Source organism: Nocardia brasiliensis (genome assembly GCF_011801125.1).
Classification (GTDB): domain Bacteria; phylum Actinomycetota; class Actinomycetes; order Mycobacteriales; family Mycobacteriaceae; genus Nocardia; species Nocardia brasiliensis_C.
This window is the reverse complement of the sequence record NZ_CP046171.1, coordinates 6,900,105-6,915,832: the sequence shown is the minus strand read 5'-3', so window position 1 is coordinate 6,915,832 and position 15,728 is coordinate 6,900,105. Positions and strand designations below refer to the sequence as shown.

At 64.3% G+C, this 15,728-nt stretch carries 13 protein-coding genes, 1 tRNA gene and 1 pseudogene; 7 read left to right on the top strand and 8 right to left on the bottom strand.

All coding sequences use genetic code 11. The annotated features are described in order from the left end of the window. Positions 1–8 precede the first annotated feature (8 nt). The 6 genes from F5X71_RS31650 to F5X71_RS31625 all read left to right on the top strand — a co-directional run bounded on the left by F5X71_RS31650 (position 9) and on the right by F5X71_RS31625 (position 5,574). Positions 9–965: a UTP--glucose-1-phosphate uridylyltransferase gene (locus F5X71_RS31650; protein ID WP_167465288.1), complete on the top strand. Its 957-nt coding sequence runs from the start codon at positions 9–11 to the stop codon at positions 963–965. A 151-nt stretch (positions 966–1,116) separates the two neighbouring features. Beyond that, complete coding sequence (gene glp / locus F5X71_RS31645; protein WP_167465287.1) at positions 1,117–2,376, top strand: molybdotransferase-like divisome protein Glp; 1,260 nt, start codon at positions 1,117–1,119, stop codon at positions 2,374–2,376. A 12-nt stretch (positions 2,377–2,388) separates the two neighbouring features. Further along, the gene (locus F5X71_RS31640) at positions 2,389–3,039 is read left to right on the top strand and encodes a GNAT family N-acetyltransferase (protein ID WP_167465286.1); all 651 of its coding nucleotides are present in this window, start codon (positions 2,389–2,391) and stop codon (positions 3,037–3,039) included. A gap of 277 nt (positions 3,040–3,316) precedes the next feature. Further along, the gene (gene sepX, locus F5X71_RS31635; RefSeq protein WP_174817171.1) at positions 3,317–4,468 is read left to right on the top strand and encodes a divisome protein SepX/GlpR; all 1,152 of its coding nucleotides are present in this window, start codon (positions 3,317–3,319) and stop codon (positions 4,466–4,468) included. A 95-nt stretch (positions 4,469–4,563) separates the two neighbouring features. Next, positions 4,564–4,639 (top strand) — tRNA-Ala (locus F5X71_RS31630). Between the two features lie 626 nt (positions 4,640–5,265). Further along, the gene (locus F5X71_RS31625) at positions 5,266–5,574 is read left to right on the top strand and encodes a hypothetical protein (RefSeq protein ID WP_167465284.1); all 309 of its coding nucleotides are present in this window, start codon (positions 5,266–5,268) and stop codon (positions 5,572–5,574) included. Between the two features lie 162 nt (positions 5,575–5,736). Here the strand turns inward: F5X71_RS31625 and F5X71_RS37315 are convergent. Beyond that, a pseudogene (locus F5X71_RS37315) lies at positions 5,737–5,988 on the bottom strand (integrase core domain-containing protein); the annotation flags it as partial. A 342-nt stretch (positions 5,989–6,330) separates the two neighbouring features. Here F5X71_RS37315 and F5X71_RS31615 point away from each other — a divergent pair. Next, the gene (locus F5X71_RS31615; protein ID WP_167465282.1) at positions 6,331–6,834 is read left to right on the top strand and encodes a hypothetical protein; all 504 of its coding nucleotides are present in this window, start codon (positions 6,331–6,333) and stop codon (positions 6,832–6,834) included. A gap of 886 nt (positions 6,835–7,720) precedes the next feature. Here F5X71_RS31615 and F5X71_RS31610 read toward each other — a convergent pair. The 7 genes from F5X71_RS31610 to fabG1 form a co-directional block, all read right to left on the bottom strand. Then, positions 7,721–10,006 (bottom strand): hypothetical protein, encoded by a 2,286-nt coding sequence (locus F5X71_RS31610; protein ID WP_167465281.1) that lies wholly within the window; start codon positions 10,004–10,006, stop codon positions 7,721–7,723. Further along, positions 10,006–10,314, bottom strand: coding sequence for a hypothetical protein (locus F5X71_RS31605; RefSeq protein ID WP_167465280.1), 309 nt, complete (start codon positions 10,312–10,314; stop codon positions 10,006–10,008). The genes F5X71_RS31610 and F5X71_RS31605 overlap by 1 nt, the downstream gene beginning before the upstream one ends. Before the next feature lie 34 nt (positions 10,315–10,348). Next, positions 10,349–11,233, bottom strand: a complete 885-nt coding sequence (locus F5X71_RS31600) for an IS3 family transposase (protein WP_203218192.1) — start codon at positions 11,231–11,233, stop codon at positions 10,349–10,351. Next, positions 11,230–11,526: a transposase gene (locus tag F5X71_RS36720; RefSeq protein WP_203218191.1), complete on the bottom strand. Its 297-nt coding sequence runs from the start codon at positions 11,524–11,526 to the stop codon at positions 11,230–11,232. The genes F5X71_RS31600 and F5X71_RS36720 overlap by 4 nt, the downstream gene beginning before the upstream one ends. Positions 11,527–11,903: 377 nt before the next feature. Further along, a complete protein-coding gene (locus F5X71_RS31595) occupies positions 11,904–12,428 on the bottom strand; it encodes a DUF4352 domain-containing protein (protein ID WP_167465279.1) in 525 nt (174 codons plus the stop codon). 236 nt (positions 12,429–12,664) lie between these two features. Then, positions 12,665–13,615, bottom strand: coding sequence for an ABC transporter ATP-binding protein (locus F5X71_RS31590; RefSeq protein WP_167465278.1), 951 nt, complete (start codon positions 13,613–13,615; stop codon positions 12,665–12,667). Between the two features lie 710 nt (positions 13,616–14,325). After that, entirely contained in the window at positions 14,326–15,045 is a 720-nt protein-coding gene (fabG1, locus tag F5X71_RS31585) for a 3-oxoacyl-ACP reductase FabG1 (protein WP_167465277.1), read from the bottom strand. Between the last annotated feature and the right edge of the window lie 683 nt (positions 15,046–15,728).

The window sequence follows — 15,728 nt, the reverse complement described above, 5'->3', positions numbered from 1 at the left end:
GTAATCGCATGACAGCAAAGGCCGGACAACCCGGCGATGCCGCGCCGGCATCGTGCTTCCGCACGGCCGTGGTGCCCGCGGCCGGGCTCGGAACGCGGTTCTTGCCCGCGACGAAGACGGTGCCCAAGGAGCTCTTGCCGGTGGTCGACACCCCCGGCATCGAGCTGGTGGCCGCCGAGGCGGCGGGTTCCGGCGCCGAACGGCTGGTGATCGTCACCTCGCCGGGCAAGGACGGCGTCGTCGCGCACTTCGTCGAGGACCTGGTGCTCGAGGGCACCCTCGCCGAACGCGGCAAGTTCCAGTTGCTGGAAAAGGTGCGCAAGGCGCCCGGCCTGCTCGACGTCACCTCGGTGGTGCAGGAGGAACCGCTCGGCCTCGGCCACGCGGTCGCCCAGGCCGAGGCCGCGCTCGACGACGACGAAGACGCCATCGCCGTGCTGCTCCCGGACGACCTGGTGCTGCCCTCCGGCGTGCTCGACGTGATGTGCCGGGTTCGGCGCAAGCGCGGCGGCACCGTGCTGTGCGCCATCGATGTGCCGAAGGACGAGGTCAGCGCCTACGGCGTCTTCGATGTCGCGACCGTGCCGGACGCGGTGAATCCGAATGTGCTGCGGGTCAAGGGCATGGTGGAGAAGCCAGCCCTCGCCGACGCGCCGTCCACCTTCGCCGCGGCGGGGCGCTACCTGCTGGACCGCGCGATCTTCGACGCGCTGCGCCGGATCGAGCCCGGGACCGGCGGCGAATTGCAGCTCACCGACGCCATCGCGCTGCTGATCGCCGAGGGACATCCGGTTCATGTCGTGGTACACCGTGGGTCGCGCCACGATTTGGGGAACCCGGGCGGCTATCTTCGTGCTGCGGTCGATTTCGCTTTGGAACGCGACGAATACGGCCCTGCCCTGCGGGAGTGGCTGCAACATCGGCTCGGCCCCGACTGGGATCCGCAGCTGACGACCTACGAGTAGGGGCCGGCAGCCGACGGAGGTCAGCGTCGGGTTTCGCCGATAGTGGACCGTCGGGTACCAATGATGGTTCACATCTCGCGTCGAATCGGTTGTGCCGAGGCGATATCGCGCGATGGAATCGGTGGCGTGCGAAGAGATCAGGAAGGGCTGGATGCGCTCGGTTGAGGATCAGCAGATCAAGGTGACCGCCGCGGCGGTCGCGCCTCGGCCGGTCCGGGTCGCGATTTCCGAGGCCCAGGGCCTGCTGTGCGCCGAGGACGTCGTCACCGAACGACCGTTGCCGGGATTCGACCAGGCCGCGATCGACGGTTACGCCGTGCGCAGCGTCGACGTGTCCGCCGCCGGCTCGGACATCCGCAACGAGGACGGCGATCTCGTCGACCTGACACTGCCCGTCGTCGGCGAGGTCATCGCCGGTTCCCGGCAACCCATTCGATTACAGCCCCGCCAGACCGTCCGGGTCGACACCGGCGCACCGCTGCCGACCCTCGCCGATGCGGTGCTGCCCGTGGACTTCACCGACGGCGGCCGCGCCAAGATCAAGATCTACGAGCCGGTCCGCTCCGGCGACTACGTGCGGCGCATCGGCGACGACGTCCAGCCCGGCGACGTCGCGGTGCGCGCGGGCACCATCATCGGCGCGGCCCAGGTGGGCCTGCTGGCCGCGGTCGGGCAGGACAAGGTGCTCGTGCACCCCAGGCCGCGTCTCTCGGTGATCTCGGTCGGCGGCGAACTCATCGACATCGATCGCACCCCCGGCCCCGGCCAGGTCTACGACGTGAACTCCTACGCGCTGGCCGCGGCCGCCAGAGACGCCGGTGCGGACGTGAACCGGGTCGGCATCGTCAGCGCGGATCCGCGCCGGCTGCGCGACGTGGTCGAGGGCCAGCTCGTGCGCTCGGAGGTCGTCGTCATCGCGGGCGCGGTCGGCGGCTGGGCCTCCGAGCAGGTGCGCGAGGCGCTGGAGGGGCTCGGCGAACTCGAAATCGCCCGCGTCGCCATGCATCCCGGCTCGGTCCAGGGCTTCGGGCGGCTCGGCCGCGACGAGGTGCCCACCTTCCTGCTGCCGTCCAACCCGGTCGGCGCGCTGGTCGTGTTCGAGGTGATGGTGCGTCCGCTGATCCGGATCGCGCTGGGCCGCAGGCATCCCATGCGACGGATCATCATGGCCAGGACCATCACCCCCATCAGTTCCATGGCCGGCCGCAAGGGGTACCTGCGCGCGCAGCTCATGCGCGACGAAGCCACCGGCGACTACCTCGTGCAACCGCTCGGCGGCGGCGCGGGCGCCTCGTCGCATCTGCTCGCCACCCTGGCCGAGGCCAACAGCTTGATCGTGATCGACCCCGACGACACCGAGATCCGCACCGGGGACGAGGTCAGGGTCGCTTTCCTCGCGCAACGCGGCTGAGACGTGGAGACGATGAGCGTATTCCGGGTCACCCAGCACCCGGGCTGGCCCGCGCGGCTCGGTCCGATCCGGGTCGCCGCCGGGCAGGTGACGTTGCGTCCGGTGCGGTTGCGCGACGCCGCGGCGTGGAGTCGAATCCGGTTGCGCGACAGGGAGCACCTGGAGCCGTGGGAGCCCACCGGCCGCGGCGCCTGGGAGGCGCGCAACCACGCCTCCAACTGGCCGTCGCTGTGGTCGAGCCTCAAGGCCGAGGCGCGCCGCGGCGCGATGATCCCGCTGGTGATCGAGGTGGACGGGCATTTCAGCGGCCAGCTCACCGTCGGCAACATCGTGCGCGGCGCGCTGCGTTCCGGCTGGATCGGCTACTGGGTCGCCAAAGATCTCGGCGGTAAGGGCGTCGCCACCGCCGCGCTGGCCCTCGGGCTCGACCACTGTTTCGGCGAGGTCGGCCTGCACCGTGTCGAGGCCACCGTGCGCCCGGAGAATCTGGCCAGCCAGGCGGTGCTGCGCAACGTCGGCTTCCGTGAGGAGGGGCTGCTGCGCCGCTACCTCGATGTGGACGGCGCCTGGCGCGACCACCTGCTCGTCGGGATCACCGTCGAAGAGGTGACCGGCACCGTCGTCGACCGTTTGATCCGGGAGGGCCGGGCTACTCAGCTCTGACTATCCGGACACTCCCGGAGCACTCGACGCGCGGCAGAAATGGTTACTTTGTGACAGGTGTGACGGATGTGCACGGCGCGCCTGCCGGATGTCGACGCGTCACGGAATTAACCTACGGACGTCGGAGGTGCGTCCTGCGCCCCCGGCAGGGAGCCTGCGAGGCGACCGGCGCCCGTGCGGTAGCGACGCGCGGAGGCCGGAAGTACGCGGGGCGTGCTGCGCACCGCTCGCCGGCCGAATGGACCGAATCCAGGCGGGGACGGAGGTGCTGACCGCGATGCCGAATTCCATTCTGTGGATCGGACTGGTCGTGCTCTGGGTCTTCGTGCTGTTCCCGATTCTCGCCGACCGGCACCCGCGGATCCGCCGGACCACCGATGCCGCGCTCGCCACGCGCGTGCTGCACCGCGGAGATTCCAAGCGGCGCACCAAGAGTGGACCGGCCGCCGGCCACGAAACCGATCCCAATTGGCGGCCACGCCGCACACAGAGAAAGTATGCCCACAGCGATGATGCGGAGGACCGGATGACAACACCGGCCGACGACCCCGTCACCGAAGGTGACCTGCCCGCGATCGCCGAATCAGCGGCATCCCACCCAGAATCGGACCTCGCCGACACCGAGCCCGCCGCGTCGGAGCTCACCGCGTCGGAACTCACCGACACCGACACCGACACCGCCGATGCCGATCTCGACACCGAGGCAACGGACCCGGAAACCGATTCCATCCCCGACGACCCCGAATCCGACACGGACACAGCCGAAGTCACCGCGGCGCAGGACGACGCCGTCGATGATGACGAGGTGCAGACCGAAGACCGGTCGGGTGAAGCACGCCCCGAACCGGCAACCGCCCGGATCCCACCCGCGCGCTCCACCGTGCCCGCCCGCATCGAACTCGACGACTACCCCGACGCCGACTACGACGACGACTTCGACTACGTCCCCACCCGCCGCGGCCGCGGCGGCTACGACCCCGAAGCCGACGCCATCGCCCGCGCCGCCCGCTACACCTTCCGCCAGCGCGCCGTGCTCGGCCTCGTCCTCGCCGCGCTGCTCTGCGGCGGCCTCGCCGTAGCCCTCAACCCCCTGCTCTGGTGGGGCTGCGGCCTGTCCTGCCTGATCCTGGTCGCCTACCTCACCTACCTACGCCGCCAGGTCCGCATCGAAGAGGACATCCGCCGCCGCCGCGCCGCCCGCCTGAGCCGCGACCGCCAGCTAGGCGAACCCGACCACCTCCGCCACGCCCCCGCCCCCCGCGGCAGCATGGACCGCGACACCGCCCGAGCCCTCCGCAGGCGCTCGTCCCTACTAGAGATGGACGACGAGGACCCCATGTTCGACCACCTCGACCCCTTCGACCCGGCCACCGCCCGAGCCCTCAGGGACCGCACGAGCGGGGACATGCGCCGAGCGGCGGGGGAGTAGCGGCAGGCGACACATAACCCCAGCTAAACCCCCCGATTCGGAGTCTCGCGGCATCCTTTGCTACAGTTGCACAGCGCGGTTCCCCGGAGCCGCACGGGGCTATAGCGCAGTTGGTAGCGCGTCTCGTTCGCATCGAGAAGGTCAGGGGTTCGATTCCCCTTAGCTCCACCAAATTGGTATCAATCCGAACCGGTTCCATTGGGGCCCCCGCCAGCGGTTTTCCGCCGGTAGGGGCCCCAATGGCGTTTGTGGCGGCCGGTTGATAGCCGGTGCTGGGCTGGGGGATCCGGAAGACCGGGATGAGGGTGTCGGGGCCAGTGATCTTGATCTCGGCTATGAGTATGTCTATGAGCGCTTTGCGGGTCTGGTCGCTGCCTGTAGCGATCACTGCGGTGATGTGATCGGCGACATCAGCCAGAATGGCCGGGGCGGGGACGAACGGTCCTTGTCGATGGTGGCGAGGAGTTCGTCGCGGCGTGCGCTGAGTTGTCTGCTGGTGTCGCGTAGTTCGGTGAGTCGTGAGCTGAGCAGGTCTGAGGTTACGGATCGTGCAATACCGCACTCTACGATGACATGAAGAAGGTATGCAGCGACGTTTACCGCGCATACGATCCTCGCCGGGTGGCGTGTTAAACCTCAGCGGAAGCGTATTGGATCGCAGCGACCAGCAGTCACCTCAACAGCCTATGATAAAAGAGCGGAGACCGAAGTGGAGAGCACGATGGGCTATCCCAAGGCCGTGACCCGGTCGCAAACTTACCTGATCGTGGTGTCGGTGGCGCTCATTTTGGCGGGCAGTGTCCTCTCCTCCAGCGCCGGGTTCGGCAGTGCCATGCTCGTTTTTCGGCATACTTGGCACGCTTGGTGGATTTGCCGGTTTGGCGAGTGCGCAATTGCTGAAGAAACGAAGCGATTCCACGATACGCATCTGGTTTGCGACACTTCTCATAATCGGTCTAGTAACATTCGGCGCCTTCCTGATCCTCAACATCGGCCGTGACTCAGCCGATATTGGTATCGGATTCCTGCTCATGTTCGCTCTGATCCTCGGGCTCCCCGGACTGTTCGGCACACTCGCGTCCTTCTGCATGCGTCGGCGCGCCTGACCGCACAGAGCTCCGATACGGCCCCACCCGTGTACTGGTCTCGTCCAACGCAGATTCCGACTGAGCATCCATGCTGTGTTCGGCTAAGTCGCAACTGGGATTGACCGGTCCCCGATGACGGGACCACCCGGTCTTTGAGTCCGGGTTGCTTTCGATCCAGTTTTAGCTGATGTCGCAGGCCACGGGGTGGTGGGTGTGGCTGCAGCAGGCAGCGTAATCGGCCGGCGGTGAGATGGCCCAGCTCTGAATGCCGATGCCGCCGGTTGTGTTCGAGCTTGAAGTCGCCGATCACGACCCGGGCCTCGATAGACTTGTCCAGTGATTGCGGTTGAGACACTCCGAACGCAGTCGATGGTTGAACGACTCGATGAACCCGTTGTTCCACGGCGTGCCCGGCGGGATGTAGACGATACCCGGCAACGGGCACTCCAGCCCCTCACCGCTGCCTGAGGTTGACAGAGGGTGTCTCATTCGTCATGGTCGGCGTCCGGATCGCGCGGCGGGCGGTGTGTTTCCGCCGAGTTCGGGCACGCGCGGCGCCCGACTCCGGGCTACCAAGGTAACGTCCATTCGGGTGATGGGCCCATCACTACCGGAAGATATCAATATCCCAACGGCTATGTGGTGTACATGAACAAAACGACCAGACCGTGAACTTCTTGACGGGTCGAACGATTCCAAATGCCGATCCGTACGTCCATATAGAACTCCCCACCGAGGTAGGCTCAGTTGACAAGTCACAACGAAGATCGGGCAGTGCGACTCGAATCGTTGCTTTCTGGCGACCATGTCCGCGCTGCGGAAGTAGTTCAATGGAATCCGCTGGTTACGGAGGATCTACTCCTGGAGGCATGCGTTCTAGACATTCGCTACATGCCTCATATTGCGTCTGTCGGCCTGCTGCTGGACCTACGCACCGCGCTTCAGATCGACGAAGGAAACACTGGGCTGCTTGTTATCGAACAAGCTCTCGACCTGAAAATTTTGACTGAAAGACCGCACGGGCTGAAGGTTAGCACCATTGTGGGATCAGTTCCACATGTAAGTTTTCCAATGGGGTACAGCATTGAGATTGCCTGCATGCCGAGCTCTTTGATATCCGTTTCCGGCGAACGGGCATATTTCCATGTGGGCGATGTCGATGGTATAGGTGAAGCGCAGCCTGTGATTGAGGGGGGCGTCTTGCCGCCGGTCGGGTTTCAGAGTTGGGAGTCCTGCATCAAATTGGTGTACACGACCGATTCCTCGTCGACCGTGTAAGGAATCTATTATGAATGCCTGCTATTTGTAGGCATGTGCTGGTTTAGTCGAATAGCGAAGTTGCACGATATGCTCGAGCGAATGAGGTAACCGGAACAGGGACCAGATGCCGAAATCATTGCGTTTGCCCCCGGCGACCGCTGAGCTTCCTTGTCTAGAACGGGGTTGGGCCTATCTGGCTGTGATCAGCGCGTAGGGGTGGGTGTTGGCGTTGTTGGGTCTGGCATCTTTTGGGTGAACGGCTCCGGTTTGAATGGGTCACACACCGAGGCAGTGGTGGATGCATTCACTGGCGAATCAAACCCGCTGTGCACCCACAACCATCGCGGACTCGGTGGGACGGACCCATCGGCCGCAGGCCGGTTGGTCCACTCCACCTGCGTTCGACGCAGTCCGTAGGGCGGCTGGGACGATACCGGCCCGCGGATCTCACCGCTCTTCTGCAGTGTGTACACGCCAGGCGAGTCGTAGATGCAGATCGACACCTCGACGAGGTCACCGGTCAACTTCTGGGCACCGACGGCCCGCAAGGTCATCCCGCCGGTGTCGTCGACGAAGCCGGGCGGCTGATACGGGTTCGCATAAACACGGGTATGGCCTTCGGGGTCTGCTTTGCTACGGAACGTGGGTCGAATGCTTTCTGCGTATCTCGGGTCGTATACGCGTTCATCGTCAACCAACATCTCGAGTGCGAATTTGGCGGCCGAGAGCAGTGGCTCCTCCAACGGCACGGCGACCCCGGTGTAGTACTGCTTCGGCGGGTAGGGGAACGCTAAGGCGGTTGTCGTAGGCGACGTGGTCGGTTCTCCACCACCTGAGCCGTTGCACGCTGTGAGCGTCGCAGCGACTATGAAAACGCCAGCGAGGCTTGCCTTTTGGATGCGCATCAGGATCCTCCTTGCTGGCCGAGGTCGATTGCATACGACTGGTTGTAATCGGCGACGTACTGACTGAGGCCCCGCTCTGCAAGGAAGTCGTTGAATACTTGCCGTGCGGCGGGATTCTGTTCTAGCACAGAAGTCGTCACCGGCCCGTCAGTGGTTTGCAGCCCTGGTGGAAGCTGGCCAGCTGCGTAGGCGGCGTTCAGGATCGATTGGTGTGCGTGGTTGGTGGCCTCGGCTTTCAGGACCGCTTCGCTGGGGCGCTCCATGAACTCGTATTCAGGCTTACCGAGCCACTCTTGTACCTTGCTTTCCACGGTATCGCCGACCTCGATTCCGGTAAGACCGGTCGCGATATCGGCGTGAGGCAGCTTGCCGACCGTGTCGTCGGCGATCTGGCCCGCGAGGGTTGCTCCCATCATCTTCGCCTGATACATGGCATCGGAGGGGTTGAGTGCTTCCTCGCCCTTCCTCTGGTCCTGATCAATCAACGCATCCCACATCGCGTTATCGACGCGCCCGGACAGTGTGCCTGCATCGCTGAGGGCGAGCTGGCCTGGCAGGTTGCCAGGGTGCTCCTGCATGAGCCTGGTGAGTTCAGCGATGCGGTGCTGTTCGACGGAGGTGGTGAGGTTGACTCGGCCCTCTTCGGAGTAGGAGCCCAACTGGAGCAACCGATTGGCTTCTTCGGCGTTCAGGATCACCCGCCCATCGGCGAAGACTTTGTTCTCGGTAAATCCAGTCGGAAGCCCAGGAGTACTCACGGCGTCCAGGTTCGCTGACATCGCTTTGCTTACCGAGGTGGCGAGTTCGGGATTGTTCGCGAAGCTTTCCTTCTGCTGGTCCCACACTTTGTTGTCGTTCTCAGGAGCGAGCATCGTGCCCAGTCCGGCCAATGCTTCTCGTCCCCGTATGCCGCGCGGGTCGTCGGCCGGAAGCTGGGATTCTTCGGTGATGCGGTCGATGAGAGTGGCTGCGCCGCGGCCGTTGTCGGAGTCGGACCAGTCGTGGCCGGTCAATGCGCGGACAGTTTCTTTGGGGTCGTAGCCTTCGGGCATGCCTTGGCCGGACCAGATCTGGTGGGCGGAATCGTCGTTGCGTCCGGCGAATTGGGCGAAGCTGCCTGCGGCGTCGTCCCGGCCGGGCGGGTTGAACTGGTCTTGGACCATGTCCGAGGATTTCAGGTACAGCTGGGTACCGAGTTCGGTTCCTGGCTCGTAGCCAGGGTTGGTTTGACCCATGAGGTCGGCGAGTGCGTTGGTGTCTTTCCACTGCTGTTGCAGCGCGACGGTCGGCCCGCCTGGTGTGGTGTCGGCGTTGATCGGGTTCGGATCGGTGCGCCGAGCTTCGATGAGTTCTCGGATGTCGGCGGGCACGTCCTGGTAGCTGCCGGCGCCGGTGAGTTTGCCGTCCGGGCTGCGGCCGGTGCCGACGTCTTCGTTGCTGATGAGTGCGAGCCCGTTGGCCAGTGAGTCTCGTTGCGATGCGGCGACGGTGTTGCCCGCCTCTTCCTGGGTTTTCAGGTGTTCGCTCAGCGCGAGGACACCTTCTTTGCCTGCGGAGTTGTAGAAGTCGCGGTAGTACTCCTGCACGGATGCGGGAAGGGTGTCGACCTCGCCGCCGTTGGCGAGAACCTGCAGATCCGCGTCGGTCAGCGGGTGCCCTGGTAGTTGGCTGGCGATCCGGTCGAGAACGGCGGGGTCGCGGTCGACCGACGGGGCGTTGGCCCAGTCGGCGAGTGCCTTGCCGTCTTGTTGTCCGAGGCGGCCGACCTCGTCCTCGGCGGCGGACACGTCCAGGCCGGAGCCGAGGAGATCGCCTGCCGAGCGGACGATGTCAGCTTGCTCGCTGATTTTGCGGGCGGTGTCGGAGACAGCATTGTCGAGTTCGAAGTACGCGCTGTTGATCAGGCCCTGATGGGCGTTGACTGTCTCCTCGGACTCGCCGGAGACACGCCAGTCATCGGCCACGGTGAGGGTTGCCTGTTCGGCGTCGGCCACCCTGTTCAGCAACGCGTCTCGGTACGAGGTAAGCGTTGAGACCGCACCGGTCAGCACCGTAGCCAAGTCGCCGACTTCTACGGTCAGCTTGCGCCCTTGGTCGTGGTCTTCCAGGACGCGGTCGTAGGCGGCGTTGTAGGCCGCGCCGGACCAGTCTGCGTGCACATTAGAGAAGTGGGTCTTTGCCTTGTCCAGATGAGTCAGACAGTCACTGTTTTTCGCGGCGACTGTAGACGCCCAGTTCCCAAGCGCGCCGATGTTCCATTTCTCGACTTGAGAGCGCGTGGGCATCAGCGCCTCCCGACCGGGGTCACGTCGATCTCATTCATCCGGCGAGCGAACTCGGCGTCGGTCGTATCGAGGCTTTGGGCGCACTCTGTGGTGATCGCGGAAACCTGCCGCATCCGGGCGGCAACCCGCAGGTAGGCGCCTTCTACGAACTCACCCGCCTGCATGCATGCCTGAGTGACCTCACAACCTGGCAACGCGTCGACGAGCTGCCCTGCCCCGGTACGCACGTCGATGTCATCGATGTCCTTGCCGACGCCAGCGAGTACCGCCGCGAGTTTGTTCAGCTGGTCGATATCGGCCTTCAGCACGCCGTGGAGTGTTCCCGGTTTTGTGGACTCGGGATCAAGCCGCGATCTGACTGATTTCTCTGTACCCTAACTCGTATTGCCGTGGTGTCAAATAGCCGAGCGCCGAATGCGGACGAACGGTGTTGTAGTAGAACTCAATCCAGTCGAACGTCTCCTTCTGCAGCGACTTCACCGTCGGCCACGGACGAGCGTGTACCAGCTCCTTTTTGTAGGTCGCGAAGAACGATTCCGCGACCGCGTTGTCGAAGCACGATCCCGTCCGGCCGAGGGACCGTAGGACACCATTCTTTGCACAATATTTCGCGAATTCCTTCGAGGTGTACTGGGTTCCGCGATCGCTATGGAAAACAACACCTTTCGCCGGGCGTCGGCGCGCGATGGCCATATCGAGGGCGTCGGTGACCAGCGACGTGCGCATGTGATCAGCGATCGCCCAGCCGACCACGGCCCGATCGTGCAGATCGATCACGGTGGCCAGATACGCCCACCCGGTCCAGGTCTTGACGTAGGTGATGTCACCGCACCAGCGTTGGTTCGGCTGCGCGGCAGTGAAATCACGCCCGATCCGATCCGCGGCGTCCACCGGCTTGGATCCCCGGATCGTGGTGCGCCGGAACGGTTTCGGAAACCGGCCTTGCAGACCGGCCGCCCGCATCAACCGCCACACCCGCTTACGCGAGACCCGCCGCCCGGCCGCCGCCAGCGCCGCGTGCACACGCCGAACACCCGGATTGCCACGCAGTTTCGCGTGGATCGCCTCGATCAGCAGCGTCAGCATGCGATCGTCGCGCTCCCGGTCGCTGCGACCGCGGCCTTTCCACTTGTAGTAGCCCGACCGAGACACGTCCAGTTCCCGGCACATGAACTCGATGTCGAATTCCCCCGACGCAGCCCAGTCCGCGATCGCGGCGAATTTCACCGCTGGTCTTTCGCGAACCAGGTCGCAACTTTTTTTGCGAACGCGACCTGCATCTTCAACTCCGCGTTCTCCGCACGCAACCGTTCCAACTCGGCCTGTTCCGAGTCGGTCAGTCCCTTCTCCCGGTCACCGGAAACCCCGGATTCCTTCGCCCTCTTCACCCATTTCCTCAACGTCATCTCGTGCACGCCGATATTGCGCGCCACCTCGGCCACCGGCCGACCCTGATCCAGGACGAAACCTACCGCCTGGGCCTTGTACTCCTCGGTGAAACTACGCCGCGTCGAACCCAACACCAAACTCCCGTGCTACCAGGCGGCTATCTCCTCCGTGTCCACCGAACCGGGAACGCTCCACCGCCCCCTTCTCAGTTGAAGATCCCACTGTGCCAAGGATCGTAACCCTCGGTGCCGGACCGAGTCTTCGGCAGCAAGGCCACACGGCATGACCAACGCCGATGTTGGCAGACGGTCGCGTTAGGCTGGGCATTGGGCAAGTTCGGATTCGCGGGTGAACCTGTCGCCTCAACGAGGGAACCTCTGCGTCGTAGCTGATATCTGCACCGATCCGAACATCGGAGCTAGGTGAGGATCGCCGCTAGCAGTAGTCGGGCTCAACAGTCCCGACGCCTCGACCGTGTTGTGAAGTGTATGGGACGCCAGTGCTTCCATCACTCAAGGGCGACTTTGACGCCGTTCGACCACATCGAATCATGCAGCTCGACCGCAAACGGTGTTGTTCCCGGCGGAACATCGAATACCACCGCGACGGAAATAGTGAAGCCGGGATTTAGTGTGCCGTCGACATCGTCATTGACGCGACGTCCAGCGCTGGAATCGCTGGCGAACTCTCGGCCTTGATTGTCGAGCAGCTTCTGGTTGTCGTCGTAATAGCTACGCGGTTCACGCCCTGCATTGGTGACGTTCACGCGTATCAGTACGAACTCGCCACGTGCTCTTACCTCTGAGAAGCCGGAGCCGACGGACGCCACCGCGGGTTCGACGCCGGTGACAACGAAGGCGAACTGCCCGTCGCGTACCTCGGATCCTGCGGGGGCGATGCCGTCTTCTAGCGCGCCGGCCTCGGCGGAGTGGGCGCTGACTGGCGCCGCATCGTGACTGCCGGATGTCGACAGCGAGCTATCGCGTGGGATGAAGCCGCCGATCAGCCCTGGTCCTCCGCAGAGCAGCAGCACCGCACCTAGGACGATCCACGGCCAAATTGCCCGTTTGCGTTGCGGGCCCGGAGGCCCCGGCCATGGAAATCCGTGCGGTGAGCCGTATGCGGGCGGTCCGATTGGCGGCGGGTAAGACAAGGTAGGCCCTCCCTGTTAGCAGGTTCGGGATATACCAGTCAATCGCAGGCACGTAATGCATGTTACGTATAAAACCTGGAATGGGTGTCTGATCTGCTGTGCTTGCGCTCCTAGCGTCACCAGCGGCGAGTCGAAAAGGCATTATTCGGCGGACTGCTGACTACGGTGCGCCAGTTCACACCTTCGACCCCACCAGCTGTTGGTAGCCCGGGCTTCTTGCGAGTAGCTCGTGGTGGGGGCCGGTGTCGATTATCTGTCCGTCCTTGAGGAAGATGACGGTTTCGGCTTCGCGGATGGTCGAGAGTCGGTGGGCGATTACCAGTAGGGCGCATTCTTTGCGGATGGCTTGGATGGTCACGTGCCGTTCTCGTTTTCGGCGTCCAGCATGGCCGTCGGCTCGTCGAGGAGCCCTGTCGCTCGTTGTGCTGGTACGGGGTTTCACACGCAGGGACGTCATCGATGTCGTCCTCGGCGGACAGTGTGAGGGTCGCCTGAATCCGGTTGAGCGCACCGAGGGCCTGCTGCAGTCCGACGGAGCCGTTGAAGAGATCGCCGACCGGAATCAGCAGGTTCATCGCGAGCAGCATCATCGTCACCAGATTGCTCAACTCCATCTGATGATTCGCCACTCGGACACCGCCGACCAGCAACGAGACAACGAACGAGCCCATTACCGCCAAGTGCGTCGCCGGATTGCCGAGCGCTTTCAGTCGGGCCGCACGCACGCCGACGGCGTAGGCCGCACTTGCCAATTCGGTCAGGTGCTCGTGTTCGCGGTCCTCGGCATTGTTCACCTTGACCGTGCGCACCGCGGTGAGTGCGCGTTCGATGTCCGCGGAGAGTGCTCCGACGCTTTCCTGCAACCGGGTCGAAGCCGTCTCGATGCGTATCATCACCAGCAACATCGCTCCCGCGGCCACGGCGATGGTGACGAAGACGATCGAGAACAGCATCCAGTCGAGAAAGATCATCACCGCGACGGTGCCGACGAGAGTGATTGTCCCCGTCAAGATCTGGACGAGGCTGGACCCGATGGCGTTGCGCACTACCGTCGAATCGAGCGTCACCTGGGAAACAGGTCGCCGACCCTGAGCGATTCGAGCGTGGGAATACGCAACCTCAGCAGATGCCCGGTCAGGCGATTGCGCACCGAGAGCAGCACCGATTCGCTGGATCGCTCCAGAATATAGAGCCCGCCGGTATCGGTGACCGCATCAGGAGGTACGCCGCCACCAATGCCGTAAGGGGCCAGGCGATGGTCGCACCCGCACTCGCCTCTCGAATGACCTGCCCGGCCAGCAGCGGTTGCGCCAGCGCCAACCCGGTGCCCAGGAGTAGCAGCGCTGTCGCACTCAGCAGTGAATACGCTGCGGTGCAATTAGTTCGAGCAAAGTACGGGCCCTGCGTGGCCACGGGACCGGCGGCGAAACGCTGTCATCGGGCGACATGCCCACCCGCATTCGTTCGTGGGCCGACCACGATCAATCGGCTGAATGGCGTCGTATCCCTTGCCTCCCAACAAGTTTGCCGTCTGCTTCGATCAGGCGTGCGCCACGAACGGTAGTCGCTTCGGCGTGGATGAATCGAGAGTGGTTGCGGCCATGGCGGCGGAGCCGCTCACTCCCCGGGCTCGTACTGGTGCACGTGCTCCCGATGGACGGGTTTGGTAGCGCTGCGGCGCCAGCGTCGGAAGGCCTGAGCCAGCCCCCGAGGAATCTACGAAGATTACGGATATTCCATCGCCCACGCCGCACCGGTTCGCCGGCCGCTCCCGGCATCAGTGGCCCATGCCGAGGCCTCCGTCTACGGGGATGATGGCGCCGGAGATGTAGCTGGATTCGTCGGAGGCGAGGAAGCTGATGACGGCGGCTACTTCGTCGGGGGCGCCGATGCGTTGCATGGGGATGGCTTGGTGGGCGAGGTGGCGGTATTTGTCGTCGAGGGCTTGGGTCATGTCGGTGTCTATGAAGCCGGGGGCGACGACGTTGGCGGTGATGGAGCGGGAGCTGAGTTCGCGGGTGATGGAGCGGGCGAGGCCGACGAGTCCGGCTTTCGCCGCGGCGTAGTTGGCTTGCCCGGGTGTGCCGAGCATGCCGACTACGGAACCGAGGAAGATCAGGCGTCCCCAGCGGGCGCGGAGCATGGGTCGGCTTGCGCGTTTGGCGACGCGGAATGCGCCGGTGAGGTTGGTGTCGAGGGTGCGTTCGAATTGGTCCTCGGTCATGAGGGTGAAGAGCATGTCGTCGGTGATGCCGGCGTTGGCGACCACCACCTCGACTTCGCCGTGGTGCGCGGCGATTTCGGTGAAGGCCGCGTCGACGGACTCGGTGTCGGTGACGTCGCACCGCACGCCGAGCAAGCCTTCGGGGGCTTCGGTGCCTCGGTGGGTGACCGCGACCCGGTGACCATCCTCGGCCAGTCGGCGCGCGACGGCGAGGCCGATGCCGCGATTGCCGCCGGTGACAAGGACGGAACGCGCAGTGGTCGGTTTCGGCATGCACTTCCTGACTCTCGGGCGAATCCAGTGGGGCTGAAACGCTCAGCCCCACTGAGCCTTGTCGGTCAGGCGCGAAACGGCATCAGCCGGTTTCCCCAACTTCTGCGGCCGAGTGTGGGGAGTATCCACACTGCGAAGTAGGGCTTTGCCACCTAACGAGTGGCCTCGGTCGTGCGGGCTGTCCCACGGTCTCGTCGAGCAGCCGATCCCGCCTCCATCAGGCAGGTCTCATCGTTCGCGCAGGCGAAGGAGTCTTCGAAGAGGAATTCGATCGAGTTGTGTGGGGCCGACGGCTTTGTCCCAGAATGCGGAATTGACGCTGGACGCACGATCGTGGGGAGGAATCTGCGCCGATGAACGGAGCTGCCTGAGGGTGGCCCGTGGTGTGTCATCCGCGGTGATGGCCGTGGAATGGCTGGAAGTCGTTCTAGGGAAGTCGACTTTCTACTCATTGCTGGGCGGTGCCGAGCACCCGGACGCCCAAACTCGCTGCCGACCATGTGGACCCCCGAAACATCTATCTCGCTGGTGGCTGCCAACTCGTCCTGGCCTCACGTGGTGACGTGACCGCCTCTGGTGAGTGCGTGGCGCGGGTCGTGCGTGCGAGGGGGGCGGCTCGGCATTTCCGTTGTGGCACAACCGAATGCACTCGCCGTGCCGGAGAATTCGCTGTCGTCGATGCG

Bases quoted from the DNA above. Each gene is read 5' to 3' on its own strand.
- F5X71_RS31650 (WP_167465288.1), top strand. From the start codon at position 9: ATGACAGCAAAGGCCGGACAACCCGGCGATGCCGCGCCGGCATCGTGC.
- sepX (WP_174817171.1), top strand. From the start codon at position 3,317: ATGCCGAATTCCATTCTGTGGATCGGACTGGTCGTGCTCTGGGTCTTC.
- fabG1 (WP_167465277.1), bottom strand. From the start codon at position 15,045: ATGCCGAAACCGACCACTGCGCGTTCCGTCCTTGTCACCGGCGGCAAT.
- F5X71_RS31610 (WP_167465281.1), bottom strand. From the start codon at position 10,006: ATGCCCACGCGCTCTCAAGTCGAGAAATGGAACATCGGCGCGCTTGGG.
- glp (WP_167465287.1), top strand. From the start codon at position 1,117: ATGCGCTCGGTTGAGGATCAGCAGATCAAGGTGACCGCCGCGGCGGTC.
- F5X71_RS31640 (WP_167465286.1), top strand. From the start codon at position 2,389: ATGAGCGTATTCCGGGTCACCCAGCACCCGGGCTGGCCCGCGCGGCTC.